General features: G+C 62.8%; 22 protein-coding genes and 1 tRNA gene. 9 read left to right on the top strand and 14 right to left on the bottom strand.

The window, feature by feature from the left end; genetic code table 11:
- Window positions 1–211 precede the first annotated feature (211 nt).
- Together QMK33_RS06185 and QMK33_RS06190 are read left to right on the top strand one after the other, a co-directional pair.
- Window positions 212–1,015 (top strand): polysaccharide deacetylase family protein, encoded by an 804-nt coding sequence (locus QMK33_RS06185; RefSeq protein WP_283563690.1) that lies wholly within the window; start codon window positions 212–214, stop codon window positions 1,013–1,015.
- Window positions 1,016–1,208: 193 nt separating this feature from the next.
- The gene (locus QMK33_RS06190) at window positions 1,209–3,140 is read left to right on the top strand and encodes a RecQ family ATP-dependent DNA helicase (protein ID WP_283563691.1); all 1,932 of its coding nucleotides are present in this window, start codon (window positions 1,209–1,211) and stop codon (window positions 3,138–3,140) included.
- Between the two features lie 47 nt (window positions 3,141–3,187).
- Here the strand turns inward: QMK33_RS06190 and QMK33_RS06195 are convergent, their stop codons facing one another.
- The 4 genes from QMK33_RS06195 to QMK33_RS06210 all read right to left on the bottom strand — a co-directional run bounded on the left by QMK33_RS06195 (window position 3,188) and on the right by QMK33_RS06210 (window position 9,233).
- Complete coding sequence (locus QMK33_RS06195; protein ID WP_283563692.1) at window positions 3,188–3,487, bottom strand: rhodanese-like domain-containing protein; 300 nt, start codon at window positions 3,485–3,487, stop codon at window positions 3,188–3,190.
- 31 nt (window positions 3,488–3,518) lie between these two features.
- The gene (locus QMK33_RS06200) at window positions 3,519–5,489 is read right to left on the bottom strand and encodes a T9SS type A sorting domain-containing protein (RefSeq protein WP_283563693.1); all 1,971 of its coding nucleotides are present in this window, start codon (window positions 5,487–5,489) and stop codon (window positions 3,519–3,521) included.
- 135 nt (window positions 5,490–5,624) lie between these two features.
- Complete coding sequence (locus tag QMK33_RS06205; protein ID WP_283563694.1) at window positions 5,625–6,386, bottom strand: PASTA domain-containing protein; 762 nt, start codon at window positions 6,384–6,386, stop codon at window positions 5,625–5,627.
- Between the two features lie 105 nt (window positions 6,387–6,491).
- Window positions 6,492–9,233 (bottom strand): D-alanine--D-alanine ligase, encoded by a 2,742-nt coding sequence (locus QMK33_RS06210; protein ID WP_283563715.1) that lies wholly within the window; start codon window positions 9,231–9,233, stop codon window positions 6,492–6,494.
- A 203-nt stretch (window positions 9,234–9,436) separates the two neighbouring features.
- Here QMK33_RS06210 and QMK33_RS06215 point away from each other — a divergent pair, with 203 nt between their 5' ends.
- Complete coding sequence (locus QMK33_RS06215) at window positions 9,437–10,627, top strand: phosphoglycerate kinase (RefSeq protein WP_283563695.1); 1,191 nt, start codon at window positions 9,437–9,439, stop codon at window positions 10,625–10,627.
- A 176-nt stretch (window positions 10,628–10,803) separates the two neighbouring features.
- Window positions 10,804–11,544, top strand: a complete 741-nt coding sequence (locus QMK33_RS06220; RefSeq protein WP_283563696.1) for a hypothetical protein — start codon at window positions 10,804–10,806, stop codon at window positions 11,542–11,544.
- Window positions 11,545–11,689: 145 nt separating this feature from the next.
- Here the strand turns inward: QMK33_RS06220 and QMK33_RS06225 are convergent, their stop codons facing one another.
- From QMK33_RS06225 to QMK33_RS06240, 4 genes are all read right to left on the bottom strand, one after another.
- The gene (locus QMK33_RS06225; protein WP_283563697.1) at window positions 11,690–11,953 is read right to left on the bottom strand and encodes a hypothetical protein; all 264 of its coding nucleotides are present in this window, start codon (window positions 11,951–11,953) and stop codon (window positions 11,690–11,692) included.
- 120 nt (window positions 11,954–12,073) lie between these two features.
- Window positions 12,074–12,715, bottom strand: coding sequence for a hypothetical protein (locus tag QMK33_RS06230; RefSeq protein WP_283563698.1), 642 nt, complete (start codon window positions 12,713–12,715; stop codon window positions 12,074–12,076).
- A 135-nt stretch (window positions 12,716–12,850) separates the two neighbouring features.
- Window positions 12,851–14,107, bottom strand: a complete 1,257-nt coding sequence (locus QMK33_RS06235; protein ID WP_283563699.1) for a site-2 protease family protein — start codon at window positions 14,105–14,107, stop codon at window positions 12,851–12,853.
- Between the two features lie 2 nt (window positions 14,108–14,109).
- Complete coding sequence (locus QMK33_RS06240) at window positions 14,110–14,763, bottom strand: HAD family hydrolase (RefSeq protein WP_283563700.1); 654 nt, start codon at window positions 14,761–14,763, stop codon at window positions 14,110–14,112.
- Window positions 14,764–14,887: 124 nt separating this feature from the next.
- Between QMK33_RS06240 and QMK33_RS06245 the strand changes: the two genes are divergently transcribed.
- Window positions 14,888–14,961 (top strand) — tRNA-Ile (locus QMK33_RS06245).
- A 530-nt stretch (window positions 14,962–15,491) separates the two neighbouring features.
- Here the strand turns inward: QMK33_RS06245 and QMK33_RS06250 are convergent.
- The 4 genes from QMK33_RS06250 to QMK33_RS06265 form a co-directional block, all read right to left on the bottom strand.
- Window positions 15,492–15,812, bottom strand: coding sequence for a hypothetical protein (locus QMK33_RS06250; protein ID WP_283563701.1), 321 nt, complete (start codon window positions 15,810–15,812; stop codon window positions 15,492–15,494).
- Entirely contained in the window at window positions 15,781–15,927 is a 147-nt protein-coding gene (locus QMK33_RS06255; protein WP_283563702.1) for a hypothetical protein, read from the bottom strand. The genes QMK33_RS06250 and QMK33_RS06255 overlap by 32 nt, the downstream gene beginning before the upstream one ends.
- Window positions 15,928–16,067: 140 nt before the next feature.
- Window positions 16,068–17,177, bottom strand: a complete 1,110-nt coding sequence (locus QMK33_RS06260) for a YeiH family protein (protein ID WP_283563703.1) — start codon at window positions 17,175–17,177, stop codon at window positions 16,068–16,070.
- Window positions 17,178–17,513: 336 nt separating this feature from the next.
- Complete coding sequence (locus QMK33_RS06265) at window positions 17,514–18,443, bottom strand: LysR substrate-binding domain-containing protein (RefSeq protein WP_283563704.1); 930 nt, start codon at window positions 18,441–18,443, stop codon at window positions 17,514–17,516.
- 466 nt (window positions 18,444–18,909) lie between these two features.
- Here QMK33_RS06265 and QMK33_RS06270 point away from each other — a divergent pair, with 466 nt between their 5' ends.
- The 4 genes from QMK33_RS06270 (at window position 18,910) to QMK33_RS06285 (ending at window position 22,543) form a co-directional block, all read left to right on the top strand.
- The gene (locus QMK33_RS06270; protein WP_283563705.1) at window positions 18,910–19,122 is read left to right on the top strand and encodes a hypothetical protein; all 213 of its coding nucleotides are present in this window, start codon (window positions 18,910–18,912) and stop codon (window positions 19,120–19,122) included.
- Between the two features lie 260 nt (window positions 19,123–19,382).
- Complete coding sequence (locus tag QMK33_RS06275; protein ID WP_283563706.1) at window positions 19,383–20,435, top strand: aldo/keto reductase; 1,053 nt, start codon at window positions 19,383–19,385, stop codon at window positions 20,433–20,435.
- 112 nt (window positions 20,436–20,547) lie between these two features.
- A complete protein-coding gene (locus tag QMK33_RS06280; RefSeq protein ID WP_283563707.1) occupies window positions 20,548–21,543 on the top strand; it encodes an aldo/keto reductase in 996 nt (331 codons plus the stop codon).
- Between the two features lie 85 nt (window positions 21,544–21,628).
- Window positions 21,629–22,543, top strand: a complete 915-nt coding sequence (locus QMK33_RS06285; protein WP_283563708.1) for a helix-turn-helix domain-containing protein — start codon at window positions 21,629–21,631, stop codon at window positions 22,541–22,543.
- A 456-nt stretch (window positions 22,544–22,999) separates the two neighbouring features.
- On the opposite strand, the gene QMK33_RS06290 is transcribed toward QMK33_RS06285, so the two are convergent.
- Window positions 23,000–23,275 (bottom strand): heavy metal-binding domain-containing protein, encoded by a 276-nt coding sequence (locus QMK33_RS06290; RefSeq protein WP_283563709.1) that lies wholly within the window; start codon window positions 23,273–23,275, stop codon window positions 23,000–23,002.
- A gap of 232 nt (window positions 23,276–23,507) precedes the next feature.
- Window positions 23,508–23,771: permuted SH3 domain-containing protein (locus QMK33_RS06295; RefSeq protein ID WP_502867048.1), on the bottom strand; the 264-nt coding region annotated here is incomplete at its 5' end.

Consider the following 23,771-nt stretch of genomic DNA (forward strand, 5'->3'; position numbering starts at 1 on the left):
CTATCCAACTACGCGTTGGGTAGCCTCCAAAAGCTAGCTAAGGCTACTGGGAAAGCGAGCTACCAAAAACAATCTTTTATCTCCTCGCAAACCCCTTGATAATCAGCGTTAAATTTTACTAAAATAATTGGCTTTTTTGGAACACTCTTCGCGTTGGGTTGGTTATTCACTCGTACTACAGAACGATAACCGGGCGCTGCCCACATCTACCATGACCGAAGTAACCAAAACCCCCAAGGAAGCTACCGCCGCCAAGAAAGCCGCTCCCCGTGCGGAGAGTTACGACATTGCTAAATCGGACGAAACGCTCGACTTAGCAAAGGACTTGGCCAAGTTTATCAAAGACAACAAGCTTAGCACCCAGGTGCAGGGCAAGGAGTTTGTGAACGTAGAGGGCTGGCAGTACGCCGGCTCGCGCCTGGGCATCGTGCCCGTAGTCGAGCACGTCATCAACCTCAGCAACGACCAGGAGATTAAGTACCAGGCCAAGGTGACGCTCTTTGACCTGCGCCACGGCGTAACGGTGGGCGCGGGCTTCGCCATCTGCTCGAATAAGGAGAGCGGTAAGAAATTTTACCAGGAGTTTGCCATTGCGAGCATGGCCCAGACGCGCGCCATTGGCAAGGCCTACCGCAACATTCTGGCCTGGATTATCCGCGCCGCCGGCTATGAGCCCACGCCCGCCGAGGAAATGGAGTACTCGGGTAACGTGCCCGCGCCCGTCGTGGCTCCTTCGGTAGTGGCTGAAACCGCCCCCGTCATGCGCGCCCTCACTACCGCGCCCGCCGAAGCCCCGGCCGTTGAGCCCGCCGCCTCGGTGCCGGTGCAGTACGCCACCGCCAGCCAGAAGGAAGAAATCATCCGCCTGCTGAATCACCCGCTCGTGACGCGCCAGGAAAAGACGAAGATGTTGCTCAATATCAACCGCCTCGATGAGGAGCGCGCTACCCAGGCCATCGCCAAGCTGCGCAAGGCCATTGAGGACCGCGAAGGCACGTCGGCCGTAGCCGCGTAGTGTCAATTTGAATTATTGCAAAGCCCGGTGCCATCAAGGTACCGGGCTTTTTCGTGCGTAGTAGCGCGAAGCTTCCGCTTCGTGCGCGAGCAAAGCGAGCATCTAACGTCGGGGCCGTCCGGTTCCGCCTGTTCGCTGCGCTCACGCAGGCAGTAGCGCGAAGCGCTACTGCCTGGCTGCTTAATTTTGCTGAATGCCCGCTATTACTACCGACCCGCTCGCCCTGCTACGCCAATACTGGGGGCACCAGGCGTTTCGGCCGGGCCAGCAGGAGATTATCGAGGCCGTGCTGGCGGGCCACGATGCACTGGCGCTACTGCCCACCGGGGGCGGCAAAAGCGTGTGCTTCCAGGTGCCGGCGCTGGCGCGGCCGGGCATCTGCGTGGTGGTTACGCCGCTTATTGCCCTCATGCGCGACCAGGTGGAAAACCTGCGCAAGCGCGGCCTCAAGGCCGAGGCCGTGTACGCGGGCATGAGCCACCAGGAAATCGACCAGGCGCTAGACAACTGCGTGTATGGGCGGGAGGTTAAGTTCTTGTATGTCAGTCCCGAGCGGTTGCTAACCGACCTTTTTCGGGCGCGGGTGGCGCGCATGAGCGTGGGGCTGCTGGCCATTGACGAGGCGCACTGCCTGTCGCAGTGGGGCTACGATTTTCGGCCGCCCTACCTGCGCATTGCCGAGCTGCGGGCGCTACTGCCGCCCACCGTGCCTTGCATTGCGCTCACGGCCACAGCCACCGGCCAGGTGCGGCACGATATTGTGGAAAAGCTCCACTTCCGGCCCGGCTACGGCGTATTCACCCAAAGCTTTGCCCGGCCCAAGCTCTCGTATTCGGTGCTGCCCACCGAGGACAAGCAGCGCCGCCTGCTGGAAGTATTGCGCGGCGTGGGGCCCGGCAAAACGGGCATCGTGTACGCCCGCACCCGCCGCCAAACCGAGGACACCGCCACTTGGCTGAGCCAGCAGGGCCTGCCCGCCGTGGCCTACCACGCCGGCCTGCCCACCGAGCAGCGCACCCGCACCCAGCAAGACTGGCTGGCCGATAAAACGCGCATCATCGTGGCTACCAATGCCTTCGGCATGGGTATCGACAAGCCCGATGTGCGCGTGGTGGCTCACCTCGACGCCCCCGCCACCCTGGAGGCCTACTACCAGGAGGCCGGCCGCGCCGGGCGCGATGGCCTCTACGCCTTTGCCGTGCTGCTGAGCGGCCCCGCCGATGCCGACAACCTGCGCCGCCAGGCCACGCTGGCCCACCCGCCGCCCGACGTGGTGCGCCGCGTGTACCAGGCACTGGCCAACTACTCGCGCACGGCCGTGGGCGGCGGCGAGCTGGTGGCCTTCGACTTCGACCTCGGCGTATTTGCCGAAACCTATCGCCTCAAGGCCATCGACGCCCACCACGCGCTCAAGCTGCTGGAGCAGCAGGGCTTCGTGCAGCTCACCGAAGCCGTGAACCAGCCGGCGCGGGTGCAACTTATTAGCAATCAGCACGATTTATACCAGTTTCAGGTGGCTAATGCCCAGCACGACCTGCTCATAAAAGCGCTGCTGCGGCTGTATGGCGGCGAGCTGTTCGTGGCGTTTCAGAACATTGCCGAAAGCGCCCTGGCCCGCCACCTGCGCCAAAGCACCGTGGATGTGACGCGCCAGCTGCGCTACCTGCACAGCACTGGCGTGCTGCACTACCAGCCCCGGCGCGAGCTGCCGCAGGCCCTCTTTCTCACGCCCCGCTACGACGCCGCCCAATTGCCGCTCGACGAGCGCCGCCTCAAAGCTGCCAAGCAGCTCACCGAGCACCAGACCAAGGCCGTAATCGACTACGCGGCCAGCACCACGCACTGCCGCCAGCAGCTCTTGCTCGACTACTTTGCCGAGCCCGACGCGCCCGCCTGCGGCGTATGCGACGTGTGCCTGGCCCGCAAAAAAGCCCGGCAAGCGCCTACCGACGCCACCGGGCTGCAAGCCGGACTACTCGAATTGCTGCGCGCCACGCCGCTGCTGCCGCGCCAGGTGGTGGCCCGCTACCCCGCCGCCGAGGCTACGGCCGTGACCGCCGCCCTGCGCAGCCTGGTAGAATTGGGAAAGCTGGTTTATGCCGCCGATGGCCGGCTGGGTATGTAGCGTAAGCTGTGATGTAGCGTAAGCTAAAGCTTACGCTACATCACAGCTTACAAAGCCTGGTAGGCCATGATGCCGCCTTCCAGGTTGCGCACGTTGGTGAAGCCTTGCTGGGTGAGGAAAGCCTTGGCGGCCGAGGAGCGCGCACCGCTTTTGCAGTGTACGATAACCTCCTGGTCTTTAAGGTCTTCCAGGTCGTCGAGGGCGGCGGGTAGGTTACCAAGGGGAATGTTCTGGCTGCCGCTGATACGGCTTTCTTCAAATTCCCAGGGCTCGCGCACGTCGATGATGGTGGGGGTTTGGCCAGCCTGCTGGCGCTGCTTCAGTTCGGGGGCGGTGATGTCGGGCATGAGTCGGGTGGGTAAGAAGTTGGGAGACAGGTTATTGAATTACCAAGCGGCGGGTGGCCACGCTGCCATCGGCCAGGGTGAGCTGCACCAGGTATACGCCCCCGGGCAGCATGGCGGGCAGGCGCAGGGTGGGCTGGCCAGCTTCGGCGGTGGGCTGCTGCCACACGGGGCGGCCCAGCACGTCGAGTATGGTGGCGCGCCGGAAAGCGGGGCCACTCACAGCTACCATGGTACCGGTGGGGGCGGGGTTGGGGTAGAGGTCAAATTGGGCGTTGGTAGCCTGCTGGGCCCGGGTGGCCAGGATGTTGTTGTTCATCACGGCGCGCATCATGATGGTGCCGGGCGTGGTGAGGGCCGGTTTCGACCACGCGCCCTGCTTGTTATAAAACAGCGTGGGGGCCGTGGAGGTGTTGTTCAAATCGAAGCCGTAGGGCAAAAACTGCCCGCCTGACGCCTGCCCGTAGCCAATGTAAAACAGCCCCGACACCGGCACCGGCATATCAAACTTGACATCGTAGAACACGCTGCCGATGAGCTTTTGGTCGAGCACGGCGGTGGCGGTGGCCAGCGGCGCGTCGGCGGGCTGGCCGTTGTTGTCGGCCCACACGGCCACGGTTACCGAGCGGTTCTGGAAGTTCTCGCCGCCCTGGCCCGCCGGAATATTATTGAAAACGGGGGCCAGCCGAATGGCCTGCACCTGGTCGGCCTTGGCGGCCGTAATGGGGTAGGCAAAGTACGTAACCGGCCCGGTGCTCAGGGCCGGCAGCGTGAGGAAAGCTTCGGCCGTGCCATCATCAAAGGCATAGTAATCAGCTAGTTCCAGGTCGCGGTAGGTGGTGTCGTTGGGGAGCGTGAGCGGGTTGGTCTCATTGGTTTGCAGGGCCAGCGTGTAGCGGTAGCGGCGGGGCGTGCCGGCCGCGGGCAGCGGGGCCGTGCGCGCATCGCCGGTGATGGCCACCTGCCGCGCCCCGGCCAGCAGCGGCTGGTTGCCGGCCACCCAGGTGGCGGGGCCAAAGCCGCCGCCGCTGAGCTCGCGCACCGTGCCCAGCCAGCTGATGGGCGTGGGGTTGCCGCTGGGCAGCAGGTTGTTAACGGTAGCCGTCATGGCTGGATTCAGCGGGCTGGGGCTGGTGGCGGCGTACTGCCAGGCCGGCATAGCCGTGAAGCGCTGGAGCGGGCTGCTGAGCCCGCGGCTGGTGGCAATATCTTGAAAGACAGTATCATTGGCCGCCCGGTTGTTATTCAGGTAGATGTAATCCAGCCCAAACGCGTCGCGGCTCGACGACTGGTTGCCCGAGGCCCGGAACCGAAACCGGAAGCCGCTGTGGAAGTAGGAGGCCTGGTTGAGCGGGAAAATCTGCTGCCGAAACCGCGTGGTTTTGCCCTCCGCGTTGTAGGTCCAGATGCGGTTCCAGCGGCCCACGTTGTCCAGAAATTCGAGCGCCAGAAACACCGGCGTCACGCTGCCGTTGGCCACCGGCGAGCCCGCCAGCGAGCCCGCCTGCCAGGCGTAGCTGAGGTAGAGCCGGCTGGCCGCCGAAAACGTGCTCAGGTCGATGGGCTGCGAGGTAAGCGTGTCGGTGGCGCTGTAAAACGAGGCCGAGCCGGCGCTGTAGGGCTGGCCATTGGCGCGCAGGCCGTCGAGCGTGGCGGTGCCCCGCGTGAGAGGCTCGCTGGCCAGCCGGTTACTCACGTAGGCCCCGCCGCCCCGGTAGTTCTGCAACAGCCCGCTGCCATCGGGGTAGGTGGCGGCGGTAGTGGCGTTTTGCCAGCGCAAGGGGCTGGGCTGCCCATCGCGCGGCAGCGTAAAATCTTCAAAAAAGGGCAGCGTGAGCGCCGCCGTGCGCTGCGCCGCCGCGCCGATGCTAGCGGCCGTAGCGGCCCGGCTGGGGTCGGCGGCCAGCGGCTGGGGCGTGAGGAGCAGGGGCGTCGCCGTCTGGGCCTGGGCGGCCACGGCGAGCAGCAGGGCCGGCAGGGTTAAAAAGTAACGTAGTGGACGCATACTAAATCTTATTTACGGATAAATCAGCTGTCCTCACAAATGAAGCGCGGCAACCGTACTCGAACGCTATCCCAACGGTTTCGTTCGAGTACGATTGCCGCGCTATGCTCGCAGCGACAGATTTTTACCAAAAATCTATTCTGCTACCCACAAATCGACCAGCTGGCCCATGCGGATGGTGGCGCCCGGCGTGGCGGCTGGCCGCTGGCGCACGATGGTGCCCGGCGTTTGGCCGGCTTCGGCGGCTTGCTTGAATACTTCGCCCACCTCCAGGTGCTGGCCGGCGAGCAGGGTGCGGGCCTCATCCTCGGGCATATTTACCAGGTTGGGCAGCTCAAACTCGGTGTTGCCGAGGCCGTCGCCCACCTCCAGGTCTACCTTGGTGCCTTTGGCGATGGCCGCGCCGGGCACAATTTCCTTGTCGCCCACCAACTGCTTGAGCACGGCGTCTTTAGCCACGTTGGGCACTAGCTTTATCTGGCCGATAACCAGGTCGTAACTCGCCAGAATGAGCTGGGCGTTTTTCACCGAGCCGTCCGTGAGCTTGGGCATTTTGATTACCGGCGGGCGGCGCATGGCCACCGAAATGTAGATTTTGCGGTCCTGCTTCACCTTTTCGCCGGGGGCGGGCTCCTGGGTGAGCACGGTGAGGGCGCGGGTGCCGGGCGCGTAGCTGCTATCGTCGACGAAGTAGGCCAGCTTGCGCTCGTCGAGGTAGTTTTCGAGGTCGGCCAGGTTCATGCCCGTCACTTTGGGCACCACAATGGTTTCGCCGTGGTGCGTGGTAATGGGCAGGTACACGTAGAAAAAGCCCAGCACCAGCGCCGCCCCCAGGCCCGCAATGAGCGCCAGGTGCAGAAAAACGTCGAACCAGGTATCAGATTTTAAAAAAGACATGGGTAGGGTAAGCTTTAGCTTGCCAGGTAAACGAACGTGCGGTAAGCTTTGGCTGGCACCGCAGGGCCGGGGGTAAAATGGAGTGATAAAACGGCAAGCTAAAGCTTACCGCACTTTCTCACTCCGCGCCTTGCCGAAGTCCAGAATGCGGTCGATAAACTGATAGGGCGTGTACCCGGCCAACGCCGTTTGGTGAAAAATGCAGGTGGCGGGCGTCATGCCGGGCAGCGAATTGACCTCAATAATAAGCACTTCGATGGCCCCGCCGGCGCGCACCCGCACAAAGGCGTCGATGCGGGCGTAGCCCTCGATGTGCAGAATCTCGGCTACCTGGCGCAGCACGCGCTTCACCTCCTGGCTGATGCGCTGGCGCTCGGCGGGGTCGGTAGCGTAGCGGGCGGGGGTGATATTCTGGCCTTCGCCGGCCAGAAACTTCTCCTCCAGGCTCAGCACCTCGCCGTTGGCCAGGGCCTCGCTGGCCTCGAATACCTCAATTTGCAGCTGGCCGCCGGTATCATAAGACGTTAATAATCCGCCGGTTACCTCCAGGAAGGTGGCTGCGCCGTCGGGGCCGATGAGCGTTTCGACCAGAAAGGCATCTTTCTGCGGAAATTCCTCCTTGAAGCCCAGGTGCAGCACCTCGGCGGGGCCGTTGAGCAAGGCTTCCTGCTGCCGGAAAATCTGCTCGCTAAAGGCTTGCAGCTCAGGCCGATTCTTGATTTTCTTCACGGCCGAGGAGCAGCCGTCGTCGGCGGGCTTGGCGATGAAGGGGTAGCCAAACTGGGCTTCGAGGCCGCGGTAAAACGCTTCCGGGTCGGCGGCCCACTCCAGGCGCTGGGCCAGGCGGTGGTCGGCCACGCGCAGGCCGGCCTCGCGCAGGCGGCGGTTGGTTTCGAACTTGTTGATGGTCACGGCCGAGCTGGCCGCGCCCGAGCCGTTGTAGGGTAGGCCGAATTTCTCCAGCTCCTGCTGCAAAGCGCCGTCTTCGCCAGGGCGGCCGTGCAGGGCGATGAATACCTCATCGACCCGCTCGGCCAGCTCCTCGAACGAGAGGCGGCGGGCGGCGGCAATGGCCTGCCCGGCATAAACCTGGGTAATAGCACTAGCCTCCTGCCGGATTTTGGCCAGGATGGGGTGGCTGGCCACGCCCGCCTCGGCGTGCTCTATTTTTTCGCGAATATCATCCGCGTTATCCTTGAGCATCACGTTGATGGGCAGCTCGTAGAGGCGAAACTCGTCGCTGTTGCCAGCCAGAAAAACCGGCACCGGCCGGTACTTGGTGCTCGACGAAAGCTTCTCGTAGATGTTGCGCCCGCTCTCCACCGAAATGTGCCGCTCGGAGGAGTAGCCGCCCATGATAACGGCCACGCGAATGCGGTCGTCGGCCACGCGCTGGCGCGAGTTGATATCGGCGTCCAGCGCTTCCAGCTGCTTCGCCAGCTGCACCGGCTTCATGCCGTTGCGCCGGCGGGCTGCCAGCGAGGTGCGGATGAGGTAGGTAAGGAACTGGCTGGGGTTCAGGCCAATCTCGGCCGCCTGGTGGAAGAAGAACGACGCCGGCAGCATGCCGCTTGTGGTATTCGGGTCATTCAAAAAGATGGTGCCATCTTCCTGAATAAAGCCGTCGAGCCGCGCGTAAACCTCGAAGCCGAAGGTGCTGAACATCGTCTGGCACTGCTGCCGAATGCGCTCAATATCGGCCTCGGGCAGGTCGATGGGCGTGACTTTGCGGGCCAGGCCGGGCAGGTACTTGGCGCGGTAGTCGAAGACTTCGCTGCCCTTCACAATCTCGGTGGGCGGCAAGGCCAGCGGCTCGCCGTTTTCGTCTTCGATAACGATGCACGAGAACTCGCGGCCGGCAATGAAGCTCTCGATGAGGACTTGGGTTTCGCCGGTGGTGCTGGTTGCCTCTACCGCAAAAGGGCTGAGAAAGCCGGCTGGCTGACTGAAGCGCTTGTCCAGATAGTCAACCAGCGCCTCTGGGTGCTCAAAAACCGGCACGGTGTAGCCGGGCATTTTTACGCCGCCGCTCGACACATGGGCTTCGGCTGCCACTGGCAAGCCAATACCCTCGCGAATGTCGGCCAACTGCCGCACCAAGGCCAAGCGGCCGTTTTCGTCCAAGTCTTCCCAGTCGGCCCGCGTGATAGTGCGGCGAAATAGCGCCCGGTCCATGGCGGCGCTAAATAGCGCCGGGTCCTCCTCCTTTATAATACTGATGCCAATACTGCTGCCTTGGTGCGGCGCTTTCAGCACCAGCGGCAGGCCTAGCTCGGCCACCAAGCTGCGCAGATATTTCTCCCGGCCCTGGAAAAACCAGTTGGGCCCCACTACCCGAAACTTCGGCGTGGCCAGCCCCGCCGCCTGCATTAGCTTCTTCTGCGCGATTTTATCAATACCAATTGCCGAGGGCAGGATGCCGGAGCCCGAGTAGGGGATGCCCACCCACTCCAGCAGGCCCTGAATAGCACCGTCTTCGCCGCCCGGGCCGTGCAGGGCCAGGAAGGCAAAGTCCATGAGCTTGGGTAGCTCGCTGGCTTCTACCTGGCGGCCCACGTGGCTGATTAGCTCCGTGAGGGCTTCGGGGCTGAGCTCGCCCAGGCTCTCGATATACACCTGCCAGGGGTGGCGGGTGGCGGGCAGCGCGGCCACGGGCGGGTAAAAGTCGCGGATGGTGCCCTTGTAGAGGTACTGCCAATCGAGCAAAATGAAGTGCCCCAGGCTGTCCACAAAAATGGGCACGGGCTGAAACAAGCCCTTGTCCAGGTTGTCAAAAACGGTGCGCCCGCCCGCAAACGAAATCTCCCGCTCGCGCGAGGTGCCCCCAAAGAAAATGCCGATTCTCATCATACTGGGCACAAAGGTAGTTTGTGCGGTAAGCTTTAGCTTGCCGGAAAGCGGTGGGCCAGGCTTGTGGGGCCGCCGGCCAACGCTGAGGCATACCCGCCCGTACTTTTGAAGCAGCCACCTGCTACTTTCACCCCCGGCAAGCTGAAGCTTACCGCACATTTCTCCACTCACGGCGAGCTAACGCTTACCCTACCTCCTTTATGAACACTATCGCCAACTACAATTTCGCCGGCCGCCGCGCCGTGGTGCGCGTCGATTTCAACGTGCCGCTCGATAAGGACCTGCGCATCACCGACGATACCCGTATTCGGGCGGCTACGCCCACCATCCAGAAGATTCTGGCCGATGGCGGCTCCGTGGTGCTACTCTCGCACCTAGGCCGGCCCAAGGGCGGCTACGAGAAAAAATACTCGCTTGAAAGCCTGCGCATGCGCCTCCAGCAGGAGTACGGCCGCGACGTGCTGTGGGGCGGCGACGTGCTCTCCGACGAGGCTATGAGCGCCGCCCGGGGCTTGCAGCCCGGCCAGGTGCTGCTGCTCGATAACGTGCGCTTTCACCCCGAGGAAGAGGCTGGTGATGAGGAGTTTGCCAAGAAGCTGGCCCAGCTCGGCGACGTGTACGTGAACGATGCCTTTGGCGCGGCGCACCGCCGCCACGCCTCCACGGCCGTGATGGCGCACTACTTCGCGCCCCAGGACCGCGTGGGCGGCCTGCTGCTGCAAGGTGAGCTCGACAACGCCCAGAAGGTGCTCGACAACCCGCTGCGGCCGTTCACGGCCATCATGGGCGGGGCCAAGATTTCGGATAAGATATTGATTATCGAGCAGTTGCTGGATAAGGTCGATAATCTGCTCATCGGCGGCGGCATGGCCTACACCTTCGCCGTGGCCCAGGGCGGGCACGTGGGCAACTCGCTGCTCGAAGCCGATAAGGTGGAGCTAGCTAAAACCCTCATCGCCAAGGCTAAGGAAAAAGGTGTGAACCTTCTGCTGCCTGGCGACAGCCTCATCGCCGACAAGTTTGCCAACGACGCCAACGTGGACGTGGCCCCCAACCACAGCATCCCCACGGGCTGGATGGGCCTCGACCTGGGCCCGGTATCGCGCGAGGAGTTTGCCGGCGTTATTCAGGACTCGAAAACCATTCTCTGGAACGGCCCGATGGGCGTGTTTGAGATGAGCAATTTCTCGCTGGGCACCGAGTACGTGGCCCGCGCCATTGCCGAGGCCACCGAGGCCGGCGCCTACTCGCTCATCGGCGGCGGCGACTCGGCCGCCGCCGTGCAGCAGCTCGGCTTCGCCGACCGCGTGAGCTACATCAGCACCGGCGGCGGCGCGCTACTGGAGTTTATGGAAGGCAAGGAGCTGCCCGGCGTGGCGGCGCTGGGGTAATGAGTAATAGGTAGTTAGTTCTAAAAGACCATCATGCTTCCCTGCGGTCTGCATGATGGTCTGGCAGCATCCACATTACCCATTGCCCACTACCTACTGCCCATTACCTAGCAAAGAATGCAGCCAAAACGAAGTGGTACCCGTATGAACGGGTACCACTTTTCTTTTCCACCCCAATGACTGACCACGAACAGGAATACGCCAAAATGGCCCGCCAAGTGTACCGCACGCTCACCGACCAGCGCCCCCAGTGGGAAGCGCGCAGCCCGGCGATGGTGGCCGATTTTGAGCAGCTCAATAACTTCTTGCAATCCTACGACGAAGTATCTAACCGCCAGGGTGACAAAAGCGCCAAAGAGCCTGCCGATGCCCGCGACCAGGCCGAGCAGGCTGCCGAAGCCGCCGCCGGCCGCATCGTGCGCGGCTTTCGCGTGCTGCAGCTGAGCGTGCACAACCCCGGCCTGGCCGAGGTAGCCAGCTACACCCCCGACGTGCTTAACCCGCTGCATGGCCAGGAACTGCTGGGTGCCCTCAACACCATCGCCTCTGCCGCCGATGGCGCGAGTGCCCTGCTCGCCAATGAAGGCGTAACCGCCGAGCACATCAAAACCCTCACCGATGCCGTTGCGGTGTACGAGCCCCTGGCCAGCCTCAACAACAGCACCGCCGAGCAAGGCAACAGCCTGAACAGCACCGCCCGCCAAGTAGTAAAAGGCCTGCGCAAAGTGCTGCGTCGCCTCGACACGCGCATGGATAACCTGCGTGACGACGTTCCGAGCCTGGGCCAGGCTTACAACGACGCCCGTGCCTCGGCCGAAGCCGGCGACCTCACCGAGGGTGAAAAGGGCCCGGACGGCGGCATTGGTCGCGCCGCGGCCGGCAACGCCTTTGGCCCCGAAAGCAAGCCAGGGCAATAGCCCGCCAGAATTTCAGTAACAAAAGCACCCTGCCGGCCAGCCGACAGGGTGCTTTTGTTATATGTTTGATAGTGAGTAATTTAATAATAAGCCATTCTGCGGGGGCCACGGGTAAGCAGCCATGGGCCTGAAGGCGATTGGCTACTTACTCCAGCACACTGGCGATAAAATTGTATTCCCAATAAAAAAAACCGAGCACGGCTATGCTGAATCCCGCAGCCAGCAGCAGCAGCCGCAGCCCACCCAATCGGTACGCTTTGCGGTTGCTTCCCAGCAAGTCGAAGCCCACCAGCCACAGGGCCACGCCAATAAACAGCAGCACGACCGCATACAAGGCGATGCGGATGTACTGGATTTCTCCTTCGTGAATGAGTTCCAGGCCAGAAAGCAGGAGGGCGTAGCCGGGCATAGCGCAGGCGTGAGGTGAGCCGGTAAAAGTAGGGTGCGGCGGCTATTCAGGGGGCTCAGCATAAAGCAAAAAGCCCCGCTGCAAGGCTGCAACGGGGCTTTTGTATGAATAGCGCAAAAGCTAGTTTACATAGAGAGCTTCCAGCTTCTGGCCCATGCTTTTGAAACCGCGGCCGGGCAGGCGGCCGGTGAGGCGGGTAGCCAGCGCCTGGGCCTCGGGCGTGCTGAGCACGTCGAGCTCGTGCAGCCAGCCCAGGCGGCGCAGCTGCGGCTCGATGAGGCCCAGCGGGTTGATGGGCGCGTACTCGCGGCGCAGGTAAGCCTTGGTGTGGCTTTCGAGGTGCTGCACAAAGGCGCGGAGCTGGCGGCGGTCGCGCGGGTGGTCGGCGAGCAGTACGCGCAGCGGCGCGGTGTGCACAATGGCCTGGTGCCACCAGTTGTGCCAGGCGTAGAGCACCACCAAGCCCAGGGCGGCAACCCCGCTCAGCACGTAAAACCAGAAGTCTTCGGGCAGCTCCTTGTGGCCCGCGTATTGCAGGCGGGCGGCGTTGCCGATGAGCCACAGCGTGCCAATGGCCAGCCAGCGCAAGTGGCGGCCGGGCAGGTTGCTGTGGTACTCCAGGCGTAGGGGCAATACTTCTTCGTAGGGAATCTCGACGGCCATATCGAGCTGGCCCCGGCCGTCGCGCTGGCTCACGTAGAGGCCGTGCTCACGCAGCACAAACTCGGTAGAGCGGGTAACCTGGCTTTGTCTAAACTGCATAATCTAAGTAGTGGGCCGTTAGCTTTTAGCTAATAGCTATTGGCTTTCTTGTTAAAATTCAACTGGTTACAATTGAATTGATGTGCAACTAATTCAGGTCAAGTACTTGCCTAACAATAATTCAAACGTAAATGCTTAGCGCAGCACCTCAAACGGCGACGACGAAAAGCACAAGATAAACAGCCCCACCATTACCCAGCCCAGCACCAGCCGGCCGCGGCTGAGGGGGCTATCGTCGGGCGCGGCGGGGTGGTACACGCCCGAAAGCCGCCCCAGCAGCAGCCCAAATATCAGCCAGCCCGGCTGACCCAGGGTGCCTGGCCAGTAGGTAGCCACCGCGATTTGGGCGGCCCACACCACCGCGCCCACCGCCAGCCCCCACGAGGCCCGCGGCAGCAATCGCCAGAATACCAGCCCTAAATACAGGGCGTAGGCCGTGCCGCCGTAGGCCCAGGCCTGCCAGCTGCTGCGCAGCGAAAACAGCCCCAGCCCGGCGTAAAAAATGAATGCCACAAACAGCCCCGCCGACAGCCGCCCCGCCCGGCGCGGCCCCAGCAGCCCGTACAGAATGTGCCCCCCGTCGAGCTGGCCGATGGGCAGCAGGTTGAGGGCCGTGAAAAACAGGCTCAGCTCGCCGGCTACCAGCAGCGGGTAGCGCAGCAGCAGGTTGGGCGGCGGCAGGCGGTGCGGGTCGGCAAAGGCGGCTTCCAGCCAGCGGTACAGCAGCGGCTGGGCCAGCGTGAAGCCCGGCGGCTGGTAACGCGCTAAATCACGGGTAGTTACGAGCAGGTACTCGGCCTGGTCGGGCAGCGTGCTAAAGCCGTAGATGAGCAGCGGCACCGCCACCAGCAGCCCCGCCAGCGGCCCGGCCAGCCCGATATCGAAAAACTCGCGCCGCGAAAAAATGCGGTCCCGGATGCGGATAACGGCCCCGAAGGTGCCCAGCCCCAGCGGCATGGGTAAAAAGTAGGGCAGCGAGGTGCGCACCTTATTATACTTCGCCACGAAGTAGTGCCCAAACTCGTGCACCGCCAGCACCCCCAAAAACGGCCCCGCATACAGCAGCCCCCAGCCCAGCTGCGCCCAGCGCGCCGCGGCCGGCAGCCTAAATACATCGAGCGGCAGCAGGTCGCCGTCGCTGGTGCCGATGGGCCCGCTGCGCACCATTTGCACGCCCGCCAGCACAGTGGTGGCCAGCGTGAGCAAAAACAGCCCAATATGCAGCGCATAGCGCCAGCCCGGCCGCATGGGCGGCCGCTCGTAGCGCCGAAACAAGCGGCCGGCCCAGGCCCGGCGGGCGGGCGCGGCCACCGCGTCGGCGGGCCAGCTCAGCAGCGGCTCGTCGGCGGGCTCGGGCTGGGGAGGGAGGGGAGAGGTATCCAGGGGAAGCAAGACTAGTGGCCGGTGTACTCCTGCGGAAAGAGGCGCAGGGCCTCGGGCAGGGCCGTGGTGAGGGTGAGGGGCGGGGCCAGGTGCAGCACCCGTAGCCCCAGGCGGCGGGCCGTAGCAATGTGCTGCGGGCTGTCTTCAATGAATAACGTATCGGCGGCCTGCCAGTTCATTTCGCGCAGGGCGTGGTGAAATATCTCCTCGCCCGGCTTGCGCAGGCCCACTTCCTGCGAGTAGAACACGCGGTCGAGGCAATCGGCTATGCCGTTTTTAAAACCGTACTGGGTGGCCAGCCGGCGGTTGATTTCGGCAATGTGCAGGGCGTTGGTGTTGCTGAGCAGGGCCGTGGCGTGGCCGCGCCGGCGCAGCTCGGCCACCAGGGCCAGGCGCTCGGCAGGCACGTCGAGCAGCAGGGCGTGCCAGGCGGCGTCGATTTCGGCATCGGTGGCGTCGAGGTCGTAGCGCTGGCGCATACCATTGCGAAACTCGGCCGGCGACAGCTGCCCGGTTTCCAGCTGGTCAAACAAGTCGGCCTGGGTAGCCTGGCTGTACTCCACGGTGCTGCCCGCCCGGCTCAGGCGGCGAAAAGCAGCGGGGGTGCGGTCGTAGTCAATGTCGATGAGGACACCACCAAAATCAAAAAGCAGGTTGGGAAGCATGAAGCGTTGCGGGGAATTTTCGGCAAAGGTCGGGCTCAAAAGATGCCTCGCCGACCAGAAATCCACACCATATTCGCCGGCCGCGCGTAACTTTGGAGCGTTGGCAGCTTCGGCCGTCGGCACCGGGCCTATAGCTCAATCGGTTAGAGCAGCTGACTCATAATCAGCAGGTCCTTGGTTCGATTCCAAGTGGGCCCACAATAACGGCTTTCACAGCAATGTGAAGGCCGTTTTTTGTTTTTGGACAACACAAGCAATCTAGTAGTCACTGGTAGACTTGTGCTTGTACGAGCCGCCTTTTCGCGAAGAGCTGTGCCAGCCTCTCTAGGGGCCACGCTGCGCAAAGACACGGGAAAGAGGCGCACCTACCAGGAAGCAGAGCGTTTCCAAGATGAAGAAAAAACTCTTCATGAGATTGCGTGGAGGTTGATGAGTAGCAAGTCTAAAGCTGATAAAAGTATAAGCAAGTACTCGTATCAATTTAAAATTAATACAAGTACTTGCTTATACTTTAGCTCGTATTGACTCATAGAAAAACCCCGTAGGGGCTTGTCCTTACCCAAAACTCAAAAGCCCTTCCAGCCACATGGCTGGAAGGGCTTTTTTTAACGATTGCTTACCCAGTTTACCGCTTTTCAACCAGAGTCAGCCAGCAAAAAGGGCTTTGGCGTTACTGATGGGCAATTGGAAAAAGATTTGGGTAAGGACAAGCCACCACGGGGCTTTTCCTATGCCACACCTTGCACTTCCTGCTCCCGCCCTGCCCGAGGCTTCCTGAACATCAGCACCAGGGCCGCCAGCATTAGTAGGTCCTTGAGTAGTACCCGCAACGAGCAGCCCCAGAGGACCCGAAGGTTTACGCCGGCCACGTAGCGATGCAGCCAGTGCGTACCCGCATAGGCCAGGTAGGCACAAGCCAGCAGCACCACAATTTTGGCCCGGAACACGCCCCGGCAAATGGCCCAGTAGAAACTCGCTTGCAGCAGGCCCTGGTAGCACCGGCCCGAGGTACTGCTGCTACCAGGGCCACGAGTTGGGTGAGTAGTCACGGTGGAAGTAAGCGTCCCTCAGCACCCACCAGAATACCTGCTCACCCAGCGAAATAGCCAGCGTGGCGAAGAGCAGGTTGGCGGCCAGTACGTCGTTCTTGCGAAGCGGATTCATGGAGTAGGGCAGCAGCTACTCACAGGCGGAATTACCCCGTAGCTTCGTGCCCTACGCCTCCACGCTCGGCCTGCTGCTGTGGCGCGGGGCCTTCGGCCTGCCACTTCCGCGCCACATCCTGCTGCGTAGCCGCCGCGCCCCTACACGGCGTGCAAAATGACGTAGAGCGAGGTGGTCGAAATCACGAGCCAAAGCAGCACGCCCAGCACGTAGGGCTTTATGCCCACTGAGCCCACCACTTTGGCCGAGAGGCCCGCGCCGATGAAGAAGAGCGTCACCGTGAGGCCGATTTTGGCCAGGGTCACCATTACCGGGCCGAGCGCCTTAGTGGCTGGCACGTAGGCCGGGGCAAAGGTGTTGAACAGCATGGCCAGGATGAAGCCAAAGATGAAGTAGGGAATGGTGATTTTCACACCCTTCTGCTTGAAAACCAGGGCCGTGCCAATGGCCACCGGGATAATCCAGAGGGCGCGGGCCAGCTTTATGGTGGTGGCCACCTCCAGGGCTTGGTTGCCGTAGGCGGCCGCCGCGCCCACCACCGAGCTGGTGTCGTGGATGGCAATGGCGCACCAGAGGCCAAACTGGTTCTGGCTCATGTGCAGCGCGTGGCCGATGGGCGGAAAGGCAAACAGCGCAAGGGCATTGAGCACGAACACCGTGCCCAGGCCCACCGATATTTCCTCGTCCTTGGCCCCCAGCACCGGCCCGATGGCCGCAATGGCGCTCCCCCCGCAAATAGCAGTGCCGCACGAAATGAGGTGCACCACGTTGCGGCCCAGGCCCAGCCACTTGCCCACGAAGTAGCCCAAAAACAGCGTGCCGAAGATGGACACAACCGTAAAAATAATTCCCTCCTTACCGGCCTGCACGGCGGCGTGGGCATTCATGCCGAAGCCCAGGCCAACGACCGAAAATTGCAGCAGCTTGCTGGTAAAGGCTTTGGTATGGGCCGGGAAGGGGTTGCCCACCGTTTGGGCCAGCGCTAGGCCCAGCGCCAGCGCAATGGGCGGCGAGGCCCAGGGCGTGAGGCAGAAAACCAACAACACCCCAAATGCCACTTGCCGCAGCGTAAACTGCCGCCCCAGCAGCACGCGAGGTGTGTGCAGGGGCTGAAAGATGCTGGTAGTAGGCGCGGGCTCGTCGAGCGCGGCGGCTGCCCGGGCCTGCTCGGCTGGCGTGGCCATGCGCATGGGGTCGGCGCTGTAGCTCGGCGGCGCAGTGGGCGGCACAAGCGGGGTGGGCTGATTCATGGGGATAGGCTGGTTTGCTGATGCAAATTTACGGCCTTACCCCTGTCTTGGATTATCTTAAAATGTTATGTGTGATAACCGCTGGTTATCCAATAGTTTTCTTTTTCAGCTTATGCGGATACTTGAACTGGCATGTTGTGTTCGTTAACTACTTGTTTATCCGAAAATTATATATAAATGGCTACGTTAGGGTATGGCTTCTGGACGGGGCCTCGTGCGGTTGCCCGGCTGCTAGAGTGGTTTCCAGGTTGGGGTCTGGCGCGGAGGGCGATGCTGGTTGCTGTTAAAATATTGGCTACCAAAATTTTAATTCACCTACTACTCCATCTCAAAAAGCTAGTCCGCACCACCCGTGGGGAGCGGCACCTTGCTCTGCTCTTGCGCAAACGCCAGGAACCGCTGCGCCGGGCGGGGTAGCGGCTGGCCCTGCACCCACACCGCCTCAAACTGGCGGGGCAGCGCGAGCCCTTGCAGCAGTACCACTTCGAGCAAGCCCGCCGCCAGCTCGCGCTTCAGGGCTTGCCGCGAAACGAAGCCCAGCGCCTCGGGTGCCGCCCCGAGGTAGCTCTTGATGGCTTCGGTGCTATCCAAGTAAAACGCCACGGATAGCTCACTGAGCTTGATTTTGCGCTCGCGCAGCGCCATTTCCAGCACTTCGAGCGTGCCCGAGCCGCGCTCGCGCAGTACCAGGGGGCTGGTGAGGGCCTCGGCCAGCGGCACGGGCTTGGTGGGCGGGCCGGTGGCCGAGGCCCGGCGCACGGCCACCAGCTCGTCGGGCAAGAGAAGCTCGTAGTGTAAGTCCCGGTTTTTGGTGCGGCCTTCCACAAAGCCCAGGTCGAGCTCGCCGCGCAGCAGCGCGTTGGCAATATGCTCGGAGTTAGCGGTGTACAGGCTCAGTTGCACCTGGGGGTAGCGCCGCTGAAAGGTGGGCAGCCAGGCGGGCAGCACGTACTGGCTGAGGGTGGTGCTGGCCCCCAGGCGCAGGCGGCCGGCGGCTTCTTCGGGGTCGCGCAGGCCCAGGAGCTGCTCGTCGAGCTGCTGGGCGGAGGCCGCCACTGCCTCGGCGTGGAGCTGTAGCAGGCGGCCGGCTTCGGTGAGCGTAACGCGGTTGCCGCGCCGCTCCAGCAGGCGCTGGCCATACTGGGCCTCCAGCTCGCGGATGTGCTTGGTAACGGCCGGCTGGCTCACAAACAGCTCCTGCCCGGCCTTGGTGAAGCTCAGGTGCCGGGCCACGGCGGCAAATACGCGCAGGCGAAAATCTGACATGCCGGCAAAGGTCGGGCCGTAGGGCGGGCAACTTCCTGTTCCTAGCGCAAGTTCCAATTCGTTGCCCTGGCCGCCGGCGAAGCCGGCCGACCGATTGCCGCGTGAACGACGGCCCCACGACGGCCCAGGCGGCGCACGCGCCAACCCCTGGCAAGCGCCCCGGTCCGCCGGCGAAGCCGGCCGACCGGCTGCCGCGTGAACAATGCCCGCACAACGGCTCGGGCGGCGCCCGCGTCAAACGGTCGGCCGGCTGCGTCGGCCGACCGGGGCGCGTATCCTGATGCAGGAGTTCTGGCTGCTAAAGAGCCCGACCGACGTAGCCCAGAAACAAAAAATAAGTGCCGCGTTGGCCGCGGGCATCGCCCCAGTACTGCTGGCTGAGCGACTGGGTGGCCGTGGGCCGCAAAAGCCAGGTGCAGCCATGCCCTTTAGTTGTAAAAGTCGCTGATAATGTGTACATTCATAAATGGAACACCTTCTGAAAATACTCGCCCAACATTGGGACTTTGGTTCCGAACACTACTGGCACTTACGCCTGCTCTGCTCCCTGCTCGTGGCACCGATGCTGGGGGTACTGTACGTCCTGTTTTTTGACAAGCGCGAGCGGCCTAAGCTACGCGCGGCCGCTGGCCTAAAACCAACCATGCGGGTGAATAGCGAAGGGCAGCTACTTCACTAAAGCAGGCGGCATCCGTTTTCCGGGGGCGCTGGTGCGCAAGCAGGCGAGGGGCCTTTGGCGTGGCCTCGCCTGCTTGCGCGCCAGCGGCTGGTTCTTGCCACAGGCAAGGCGCGCTCAGGCAAGACCCTTGCTTGTGGACTGGCGCAGTGCGCCGCGTTTCGTATCCGAAAAGACTGGATTTGTGTGCCTCTGCTTGTGCGCCGCGCCCCGACCTTTGAGGCCGGCTGGCGCTGTTGGCAGCCGTGCATTATCCTGGTTTTATGAGTCTTATTGATTTTCGCACCCTGGGCCGCTCGGGCCTGGTGGTGAGCCCGTTGTCCTTGGGTACCATGACGTTTGGCACCGCCCGCTGGGGCTCGGTCGATGACGTGTCGGAGGCTATTTTTGACGGCTACGTGGCGGCTGGCGGCAATTTTATCGACACCGCCGACGTGTACGCCGGGGGGCGCAGTGAGGAGCTGGTGGGGGGCTATGTGGCCGCCCGCGGCCTGCGCGATAAGCTGGTGCTGGCCAGCAAGTTTGGCTTCAGCGGCGGGCCCGGCAACCCCAACGCGGGCGGCAACGGCCGCAAGAACATTCACCGGGCCCTCGAAGGCTCGTTGCGCCGTCTCAAAACCGACTACCTCGACCTCTACTGGCTGCACGTCTGGGACATGGTAACGCCCGTGGAGGAAGTACTGCAAACCCTGGGCGACCTGGTGCGGACCGGCAAAATCCGCTACTTCGGCTTCTCCGACATGCCGGCCTGGTACGCCGCCAAGGCCGCCACGCTGGCGCAGGCCCACGGCGCGCCCGGCCCCATTGCTATGCAGCTGGCCTACTCGCTGGTAGAGCGCAGCATTGAGCGCGAGCACGTGCCGGCCGCCCGCGAGGGCGGCCTGGGCATTGTGCCGTGGAGCCCGCTCGCGGCCGGCTTTCTGGCGGGTAAATACGAGCGGGCGGCCGACGGCGCAGCCACCGGCGAGGGCCGCCTCACCGGGCCCAATCCCTTCGGCAACACGCTGTTTACGGACCGCAACTGGCGCATTCTCGACGCGCTACGGGCCGTGGCCGCGCAGGCCGGCAAGCCCCTGACGCAGGTGGCGCTGGCCTGGGCCGCCGCCCAGCCGGGCGTGGCTTCGCTCATCATGGGGGCCAGCAAAGTGGCGCAGCTGACCGATAACATGGCCGCGCTCGACGTGCGCCTCAGCCCCGGGCAGCTGCAAGCCCTAGACGAGGCCAGCGCGCTGGAACCCACCTTTCCGTACCCCATTTTTACGCCGGCCGGCAACCGGGGTGTGTTTGGCGGCACCAGCGTGCGGGGCTGGCAATAGGGGCGCGTTTTGTGTTGCAGAAGCGGGGGTTTGTATAGGCACGGCCCCGGGCGGGGGCCGGACCTTTGCTTAGCAAAACGGGCAACTTAGGGTTGCCAATAACCAGCACATTATGAGCACTATCAAGAAAGTAGCCTTGGGCAGCCAGGGCCTGGAAGTATCGGTGGAGGGCTTGGGCTGCATGGGCATGACCGGCGCCATAAACGGCATGAGCGTGTACGGCGCCGCCGACGAGGCCGAGAGCCTGGCCACCCTCAGCCGGGCCCTGGAGCTGGGCGTGACGATGCTCGACACGGCCGACCTCTACGGCCCCATGCTGAATGAGCGGCTGGTGGGCCGGGCCATCGCCGGCCGGCGCAACCAGTTCACCATCGCCACCAAATTTGGCTTTGAGGTGGATGACAACGAGCAGTGGACCGGCGGCTACAACGGCCGGCCCGACTACGTGCGCAAGTCCATCGAGCGCTCGCTCAAGAACTTAGGTACTGATTACGTGGACCTCTACTACCTGCACCGCCTCGACCCCGCCGTGCCCATCGAGGACACCGTGGGCGCCATGAGCCGCCTCGTGGAAGAGGGCAAAGTGGGCTACCTGGGCCTGAGTGAAGTGCCGGCCGACATCCTGCGCCGGGCGCACGCGGTGCACCCCATCTCGGCCCTGGAATCAGAATACTCGCTCTTCGACCGCCGCGTGGAGGACGAAGGCATTATCACGGCGGCCCGGGCGCTGGGCATCGGCTTCGTGGCGTACTCGCCGCTGGGCCGGGGCTTTTTATCGGGCGAAATTAAGACCCCCGACGACTTTGAGGCCAACGACTCGCGCCGCTTTTTTCCGCGCTACCAGGGCGAGAATTTTTACCAGAACCTGGCTTTGGTGGAGAAGCTCCAGGCCCTGGCTGCCGCCAAGGGCGTGACGGCCGCGCAGCTGGCCCTGGCCTGGGTACTAGCCCAGGGCGTGGTGGTTATTCCCGGCACCAAGCGCCGCAAGTACCTGGAAGCCAACGTGGCCGCCGCCAGCCTCGTGCTGAGCCCGGCCGAGCTGGCCAGCCTCGACGCCATTATGCCGGTGGGCAGCGCCGCCGGTGCGGCCTACCCGGCGGGGTTTTGATAGCTTGAAGAGGGTCCGGTCCGCCGGCTTTTTCAGCCAGCGGACCGGACCCTCGCCAGAAAATTGCGCTAGCTATATTTAAGCCATGAGACAGCCTGCCAGAGAATACAAAGTGTTGGAATCGGTGTCGGATTTTACCCGGCATTTTGGGTTTCCGGCCCCGGCCCACCCGCTGCTCACCGTTATCGACCTGGCCAAAGCGCAGCATTTGGTGCCGCCTACCAGCCCGGTGGTGCGGCAGCTCTACATCATTTCGTTGAAGAAAAACCTGAAGGGCCGCCTGCAATACGGGCACCGCCCCTACGATTTCAGCGAGGGCGTGCTGGGGTTTTACGCGCCCGGCCAGTTTTGTGAAGGTACTGATGCAGTGGATGTTACGGAGCTAACGGGCTGGATGCTGGTTTTTCACCCCAACTTGCTGCACAAGTACCCGCTCGCCAAAAAGATGGCCGGCTACGGCTTTTTCTCCTACCAGGTGCACGAGGCGCTGCACCTCTCGGCCCGCGAGGAAACCATGCTCGACGGCCTCATGGACAATATGCGCCGCGAGTACGAGCAGGCCACCGACGCCTTCAGCCAGGATGTGCTGGTGTCGCAGCTTGAAGTGCTGCTCAACTACGCCAACCGCTTCTACCACCGGCAGTTTTTGACGCGCCGGCCCGCCGAGCACGACTTGCTCAGCAGCTTTGAGGCGCTGCTGGCGGCCTATTTTGCGCAGGGCGAGGGCCAGCCGCTGCCCACGGTGCAGCACTTTGCCGACGCCCTGCACGTGTCGCCGGCCTACCTCACCGACATGCTGCGCACGCTCACCGGCCAAAGCACCCAGCAGCACATCCACCACCAGCTCATCGAAAAGGCTAAGCAGCTGCTGCTCAGCACGTCGCTATCCATCAACGAAACGGCTTTTCGGCTGGGGTTTGAATACCCGCAGTACTTCAGCCGGCTGTTTAAGAGCAAAACCGGGCTCACCCCGGCGGCGTTCCGGTTTTCGAATCAGTAGGGTTAATTATTTGATTGATAAGTGGTTGTGCTGGGGGATGTGGCGTCTCCTAGCAGAGCTTGGGAAGTGTAAGTAGCTGCCGCTTGCGCAGACAACTTTTTAGCCCCAGCGGGGCGACATGTCAATAGTAAAATTATGATAATCAGGGCTAAAGCTCCAGCGGGGCGATACCTGGATGCAGCAAGTAGCCAGTATCGCCCCGCTGGGGCTTTATCGTTCTTTTATAAAGAGTTGCTATTGACATATCGCCCCGCGGGGAAGCTAAAAAAGATGATACATATGACTGATTAGTTGATAGTTACAAAAAAAAGAACGTCATGCTGCGCTTGCCGGAGCATCTCCACCACGCTATTAGGATTAGGAGCCCCGGTGGCGTAGTAAAGATGCTCCAGCAGGCGTAGCATGCCGTTCTTTATTCCCTGCAATTAGTAGGGTAAGCTACTGGCTGGCAGTTTGTTATTTCTTCACCAAGTCCATGTGGCACTTGGGGCACTTGCCGGGCTTGTCGCTCACTACTTCGGGGTGCATGGGGCAGGTGTAGGCCATGGCGCCGGCGGGCTCAACGGTCGTGTTATCGGCCGGAACGGTGGTGGCCAGGCTGTCGGCGGCCACCGGCGCGCCACCGGCGGGGATGGTTGTGGTAGTTTCGGTGGTGGCTTTGTTGTCGGCGCAGCTGGTGGCGGCGAAGGTGAGGCTGGCCAGGGCCAGGCCCCAGGTTGTCATTTTTCTCATGAGTTTGGGAAAGGGTTAAGAATTAAATTTGGTAGGTCCGCCAGCGAAGCCGACCGACCGGTTGTCGCGTAAACGGTGCCTGCCCGGTTGACGGGCGTACCCTTACGAATCGCGGAAGGAGAGGCTGAACCGCCGCAAAAGCGGGGAGTTTAGGACGATTTGGAGTAGTAAAAAAATGGCTACGGATGGCAAAGGTCGGGTGCCCACGGTGCCCGGGCCGGCACAAGGGCCGCTACATGGCCATGCCGCTCATGTGGTCGTTGCTGGCCCCCTGGCGCAGGGTAAACTCGCTTTGCAGCAAATAAGCTCCGGCCACCACCACCTGGTCGCCGGCCTGCACGCCGGCCAGGATGGGCACCGAGGCCGCCGTGCCCGCGCCGGCCTGCACCCGCACCCGCCGATACTGCCGCGGCCCGGTTTGCGTCCACACGTAGCTGCGCGGCCCGTCGTGGATGAGGGCTTCGGCCGGCACGCGCAGCGCCGGGGGGCTGGTGGG

The sequence above is a fragment of the Hymenobacter sp. H14-R3 genome (assembly GCF_030063445.1).
GTDB lineage: Bacteria > Bacteroidota > Bacteroidia > Cytophagales > Hymenobacteraceae > Hymenobacter.

Coding starts and splice junctions, on each gene's coding strand:
- QMK33_RS06185 (WP_283563690.1), top strand. CDS start 212: ATGACCGAAGTAACCAAAACCCCCAAGGAAGCTACCGCCGCCAAGAAA.
- QMK33_RS06190 (WP_283563691.1), top strand. CDS start 1,209: ATGCCCGCTATTACTACCGACCCGCTCGCCCTGCTACGCCAATACTGG.
- QMK33_RS06195 (WP_283563692.1), bottom strand. CDS start 3,487: ATGCCCGACATCACCGCCCCCGAACTGAAGCAGCGCCAGCAGGCTGGC.
- QMK33_RS06200 (WP_283563693.1), bottom strand. CDS start 5,489: ATGCGTCCACTACGTTACTTTTTAACCCTGCCGGCCCTGCTGCTCGCC.
- QMK33_RS06205 (WP_283563694.1), bottom strand. CDS start 6,386: ATGTCTTTTTTAAAATCTGATACCTGGTTCGACGTTTTTCTGCACCTG.
- QMK33_RS06210 (WP_283563715.1), bottom strand. CDS start 9,233: ATGAGAATCGGCATTTTCTTTGGGGGCACCTCGCGCGAGCGGGAGATT.
- QMK33_RS06215 (WP_283563695.1), top strand. CDS start 9,437: ATGAACACTATCGCCAACTACAATTTCGCCGGCCGCCGCGCCGTGGTG.
- QMK33_RS06220 (WP_283563696.1), top strand. CDS start 10,804: ATGACTGACCACGAACAGGAATACGCCAAAATGGCCCGCCAAGTGTAC.
- QMK33_RS06225 (WP_283563697.1), bottom strand. CDS start 11,953: ATGCCCGGCTACGCCCTCCTGCTTTCTGGCCTGGAACTCATTCACGAA.
- QMK33_RS06230 (WP_283563698.1), bottom strand. CDS start 12,715: ATGCAGTTTAGACAAAGCCAGGTTACCCGCTCTACCGAGTTTGTGCTG.
- QMK33_RS06240 (WP_283563700.1), bottom strand. CDS start 14,763: ATGCTTCCCAACCTGCTTTTTGATTTTGGTGGTGTCCTCATCGACATT.
- QMK33_RS06255 (WP_283563702.1), bottom strand. CDS start 15,927: ATGAATCCGCTTCGCAAGAACGACGTACTGGCCGCCAACCTGCTCTTC.
- QMK33_RS06260 (WP_283563703.1), bottom strand. CDS start 17,177: ATGAATCAGCCCACCCCGCTTGTGCCGCCCACTGCGCCGCCGAGCTAC.
- QMK33_RS06265 (WP_283563704.1), bottom strand. CDS start 18,443: ATGTCAGATTTTCGCCTGCGCGTATTTGCCGCCGTGGCCCGGCACCTG.
- QMK33_RS06270 (WP_283563705.1), top strand. CDS start 18,910: ATGGAACACCTTCTGAAAATACTCGCCCAACATTGGGACTTTGGTTCC.
- QMK33_RS06275 (WP_283563706.1), top strand. CDS start 19,383: ATGAGTCTTATTGATTTTCGCACCCTGGGCCGCTCGGGCCTGGTGGTG.
- QMK33_RS06280 (WP_283563707.1), top strand. CDS start 20,548: ATGAGCACTATCAAGAAAGTAGCCTTGGGCAGCCAGGGCCTGGAAGTA.
- QMK33_RS06285 (WP_283563708.1), top strand. CDS start 21,629: ATGAGACAGCCTGCCAGAGAATACAAAGTGTTGGAATCGGTGTCGGAT.
- QMK33_RS06290 (WP_283563709.1), bottom strand. CDS start 23,275: ATGAGAAAAATGACAACCTGGGGCCTGGCCCTGGCCAGCCTCACCTTC.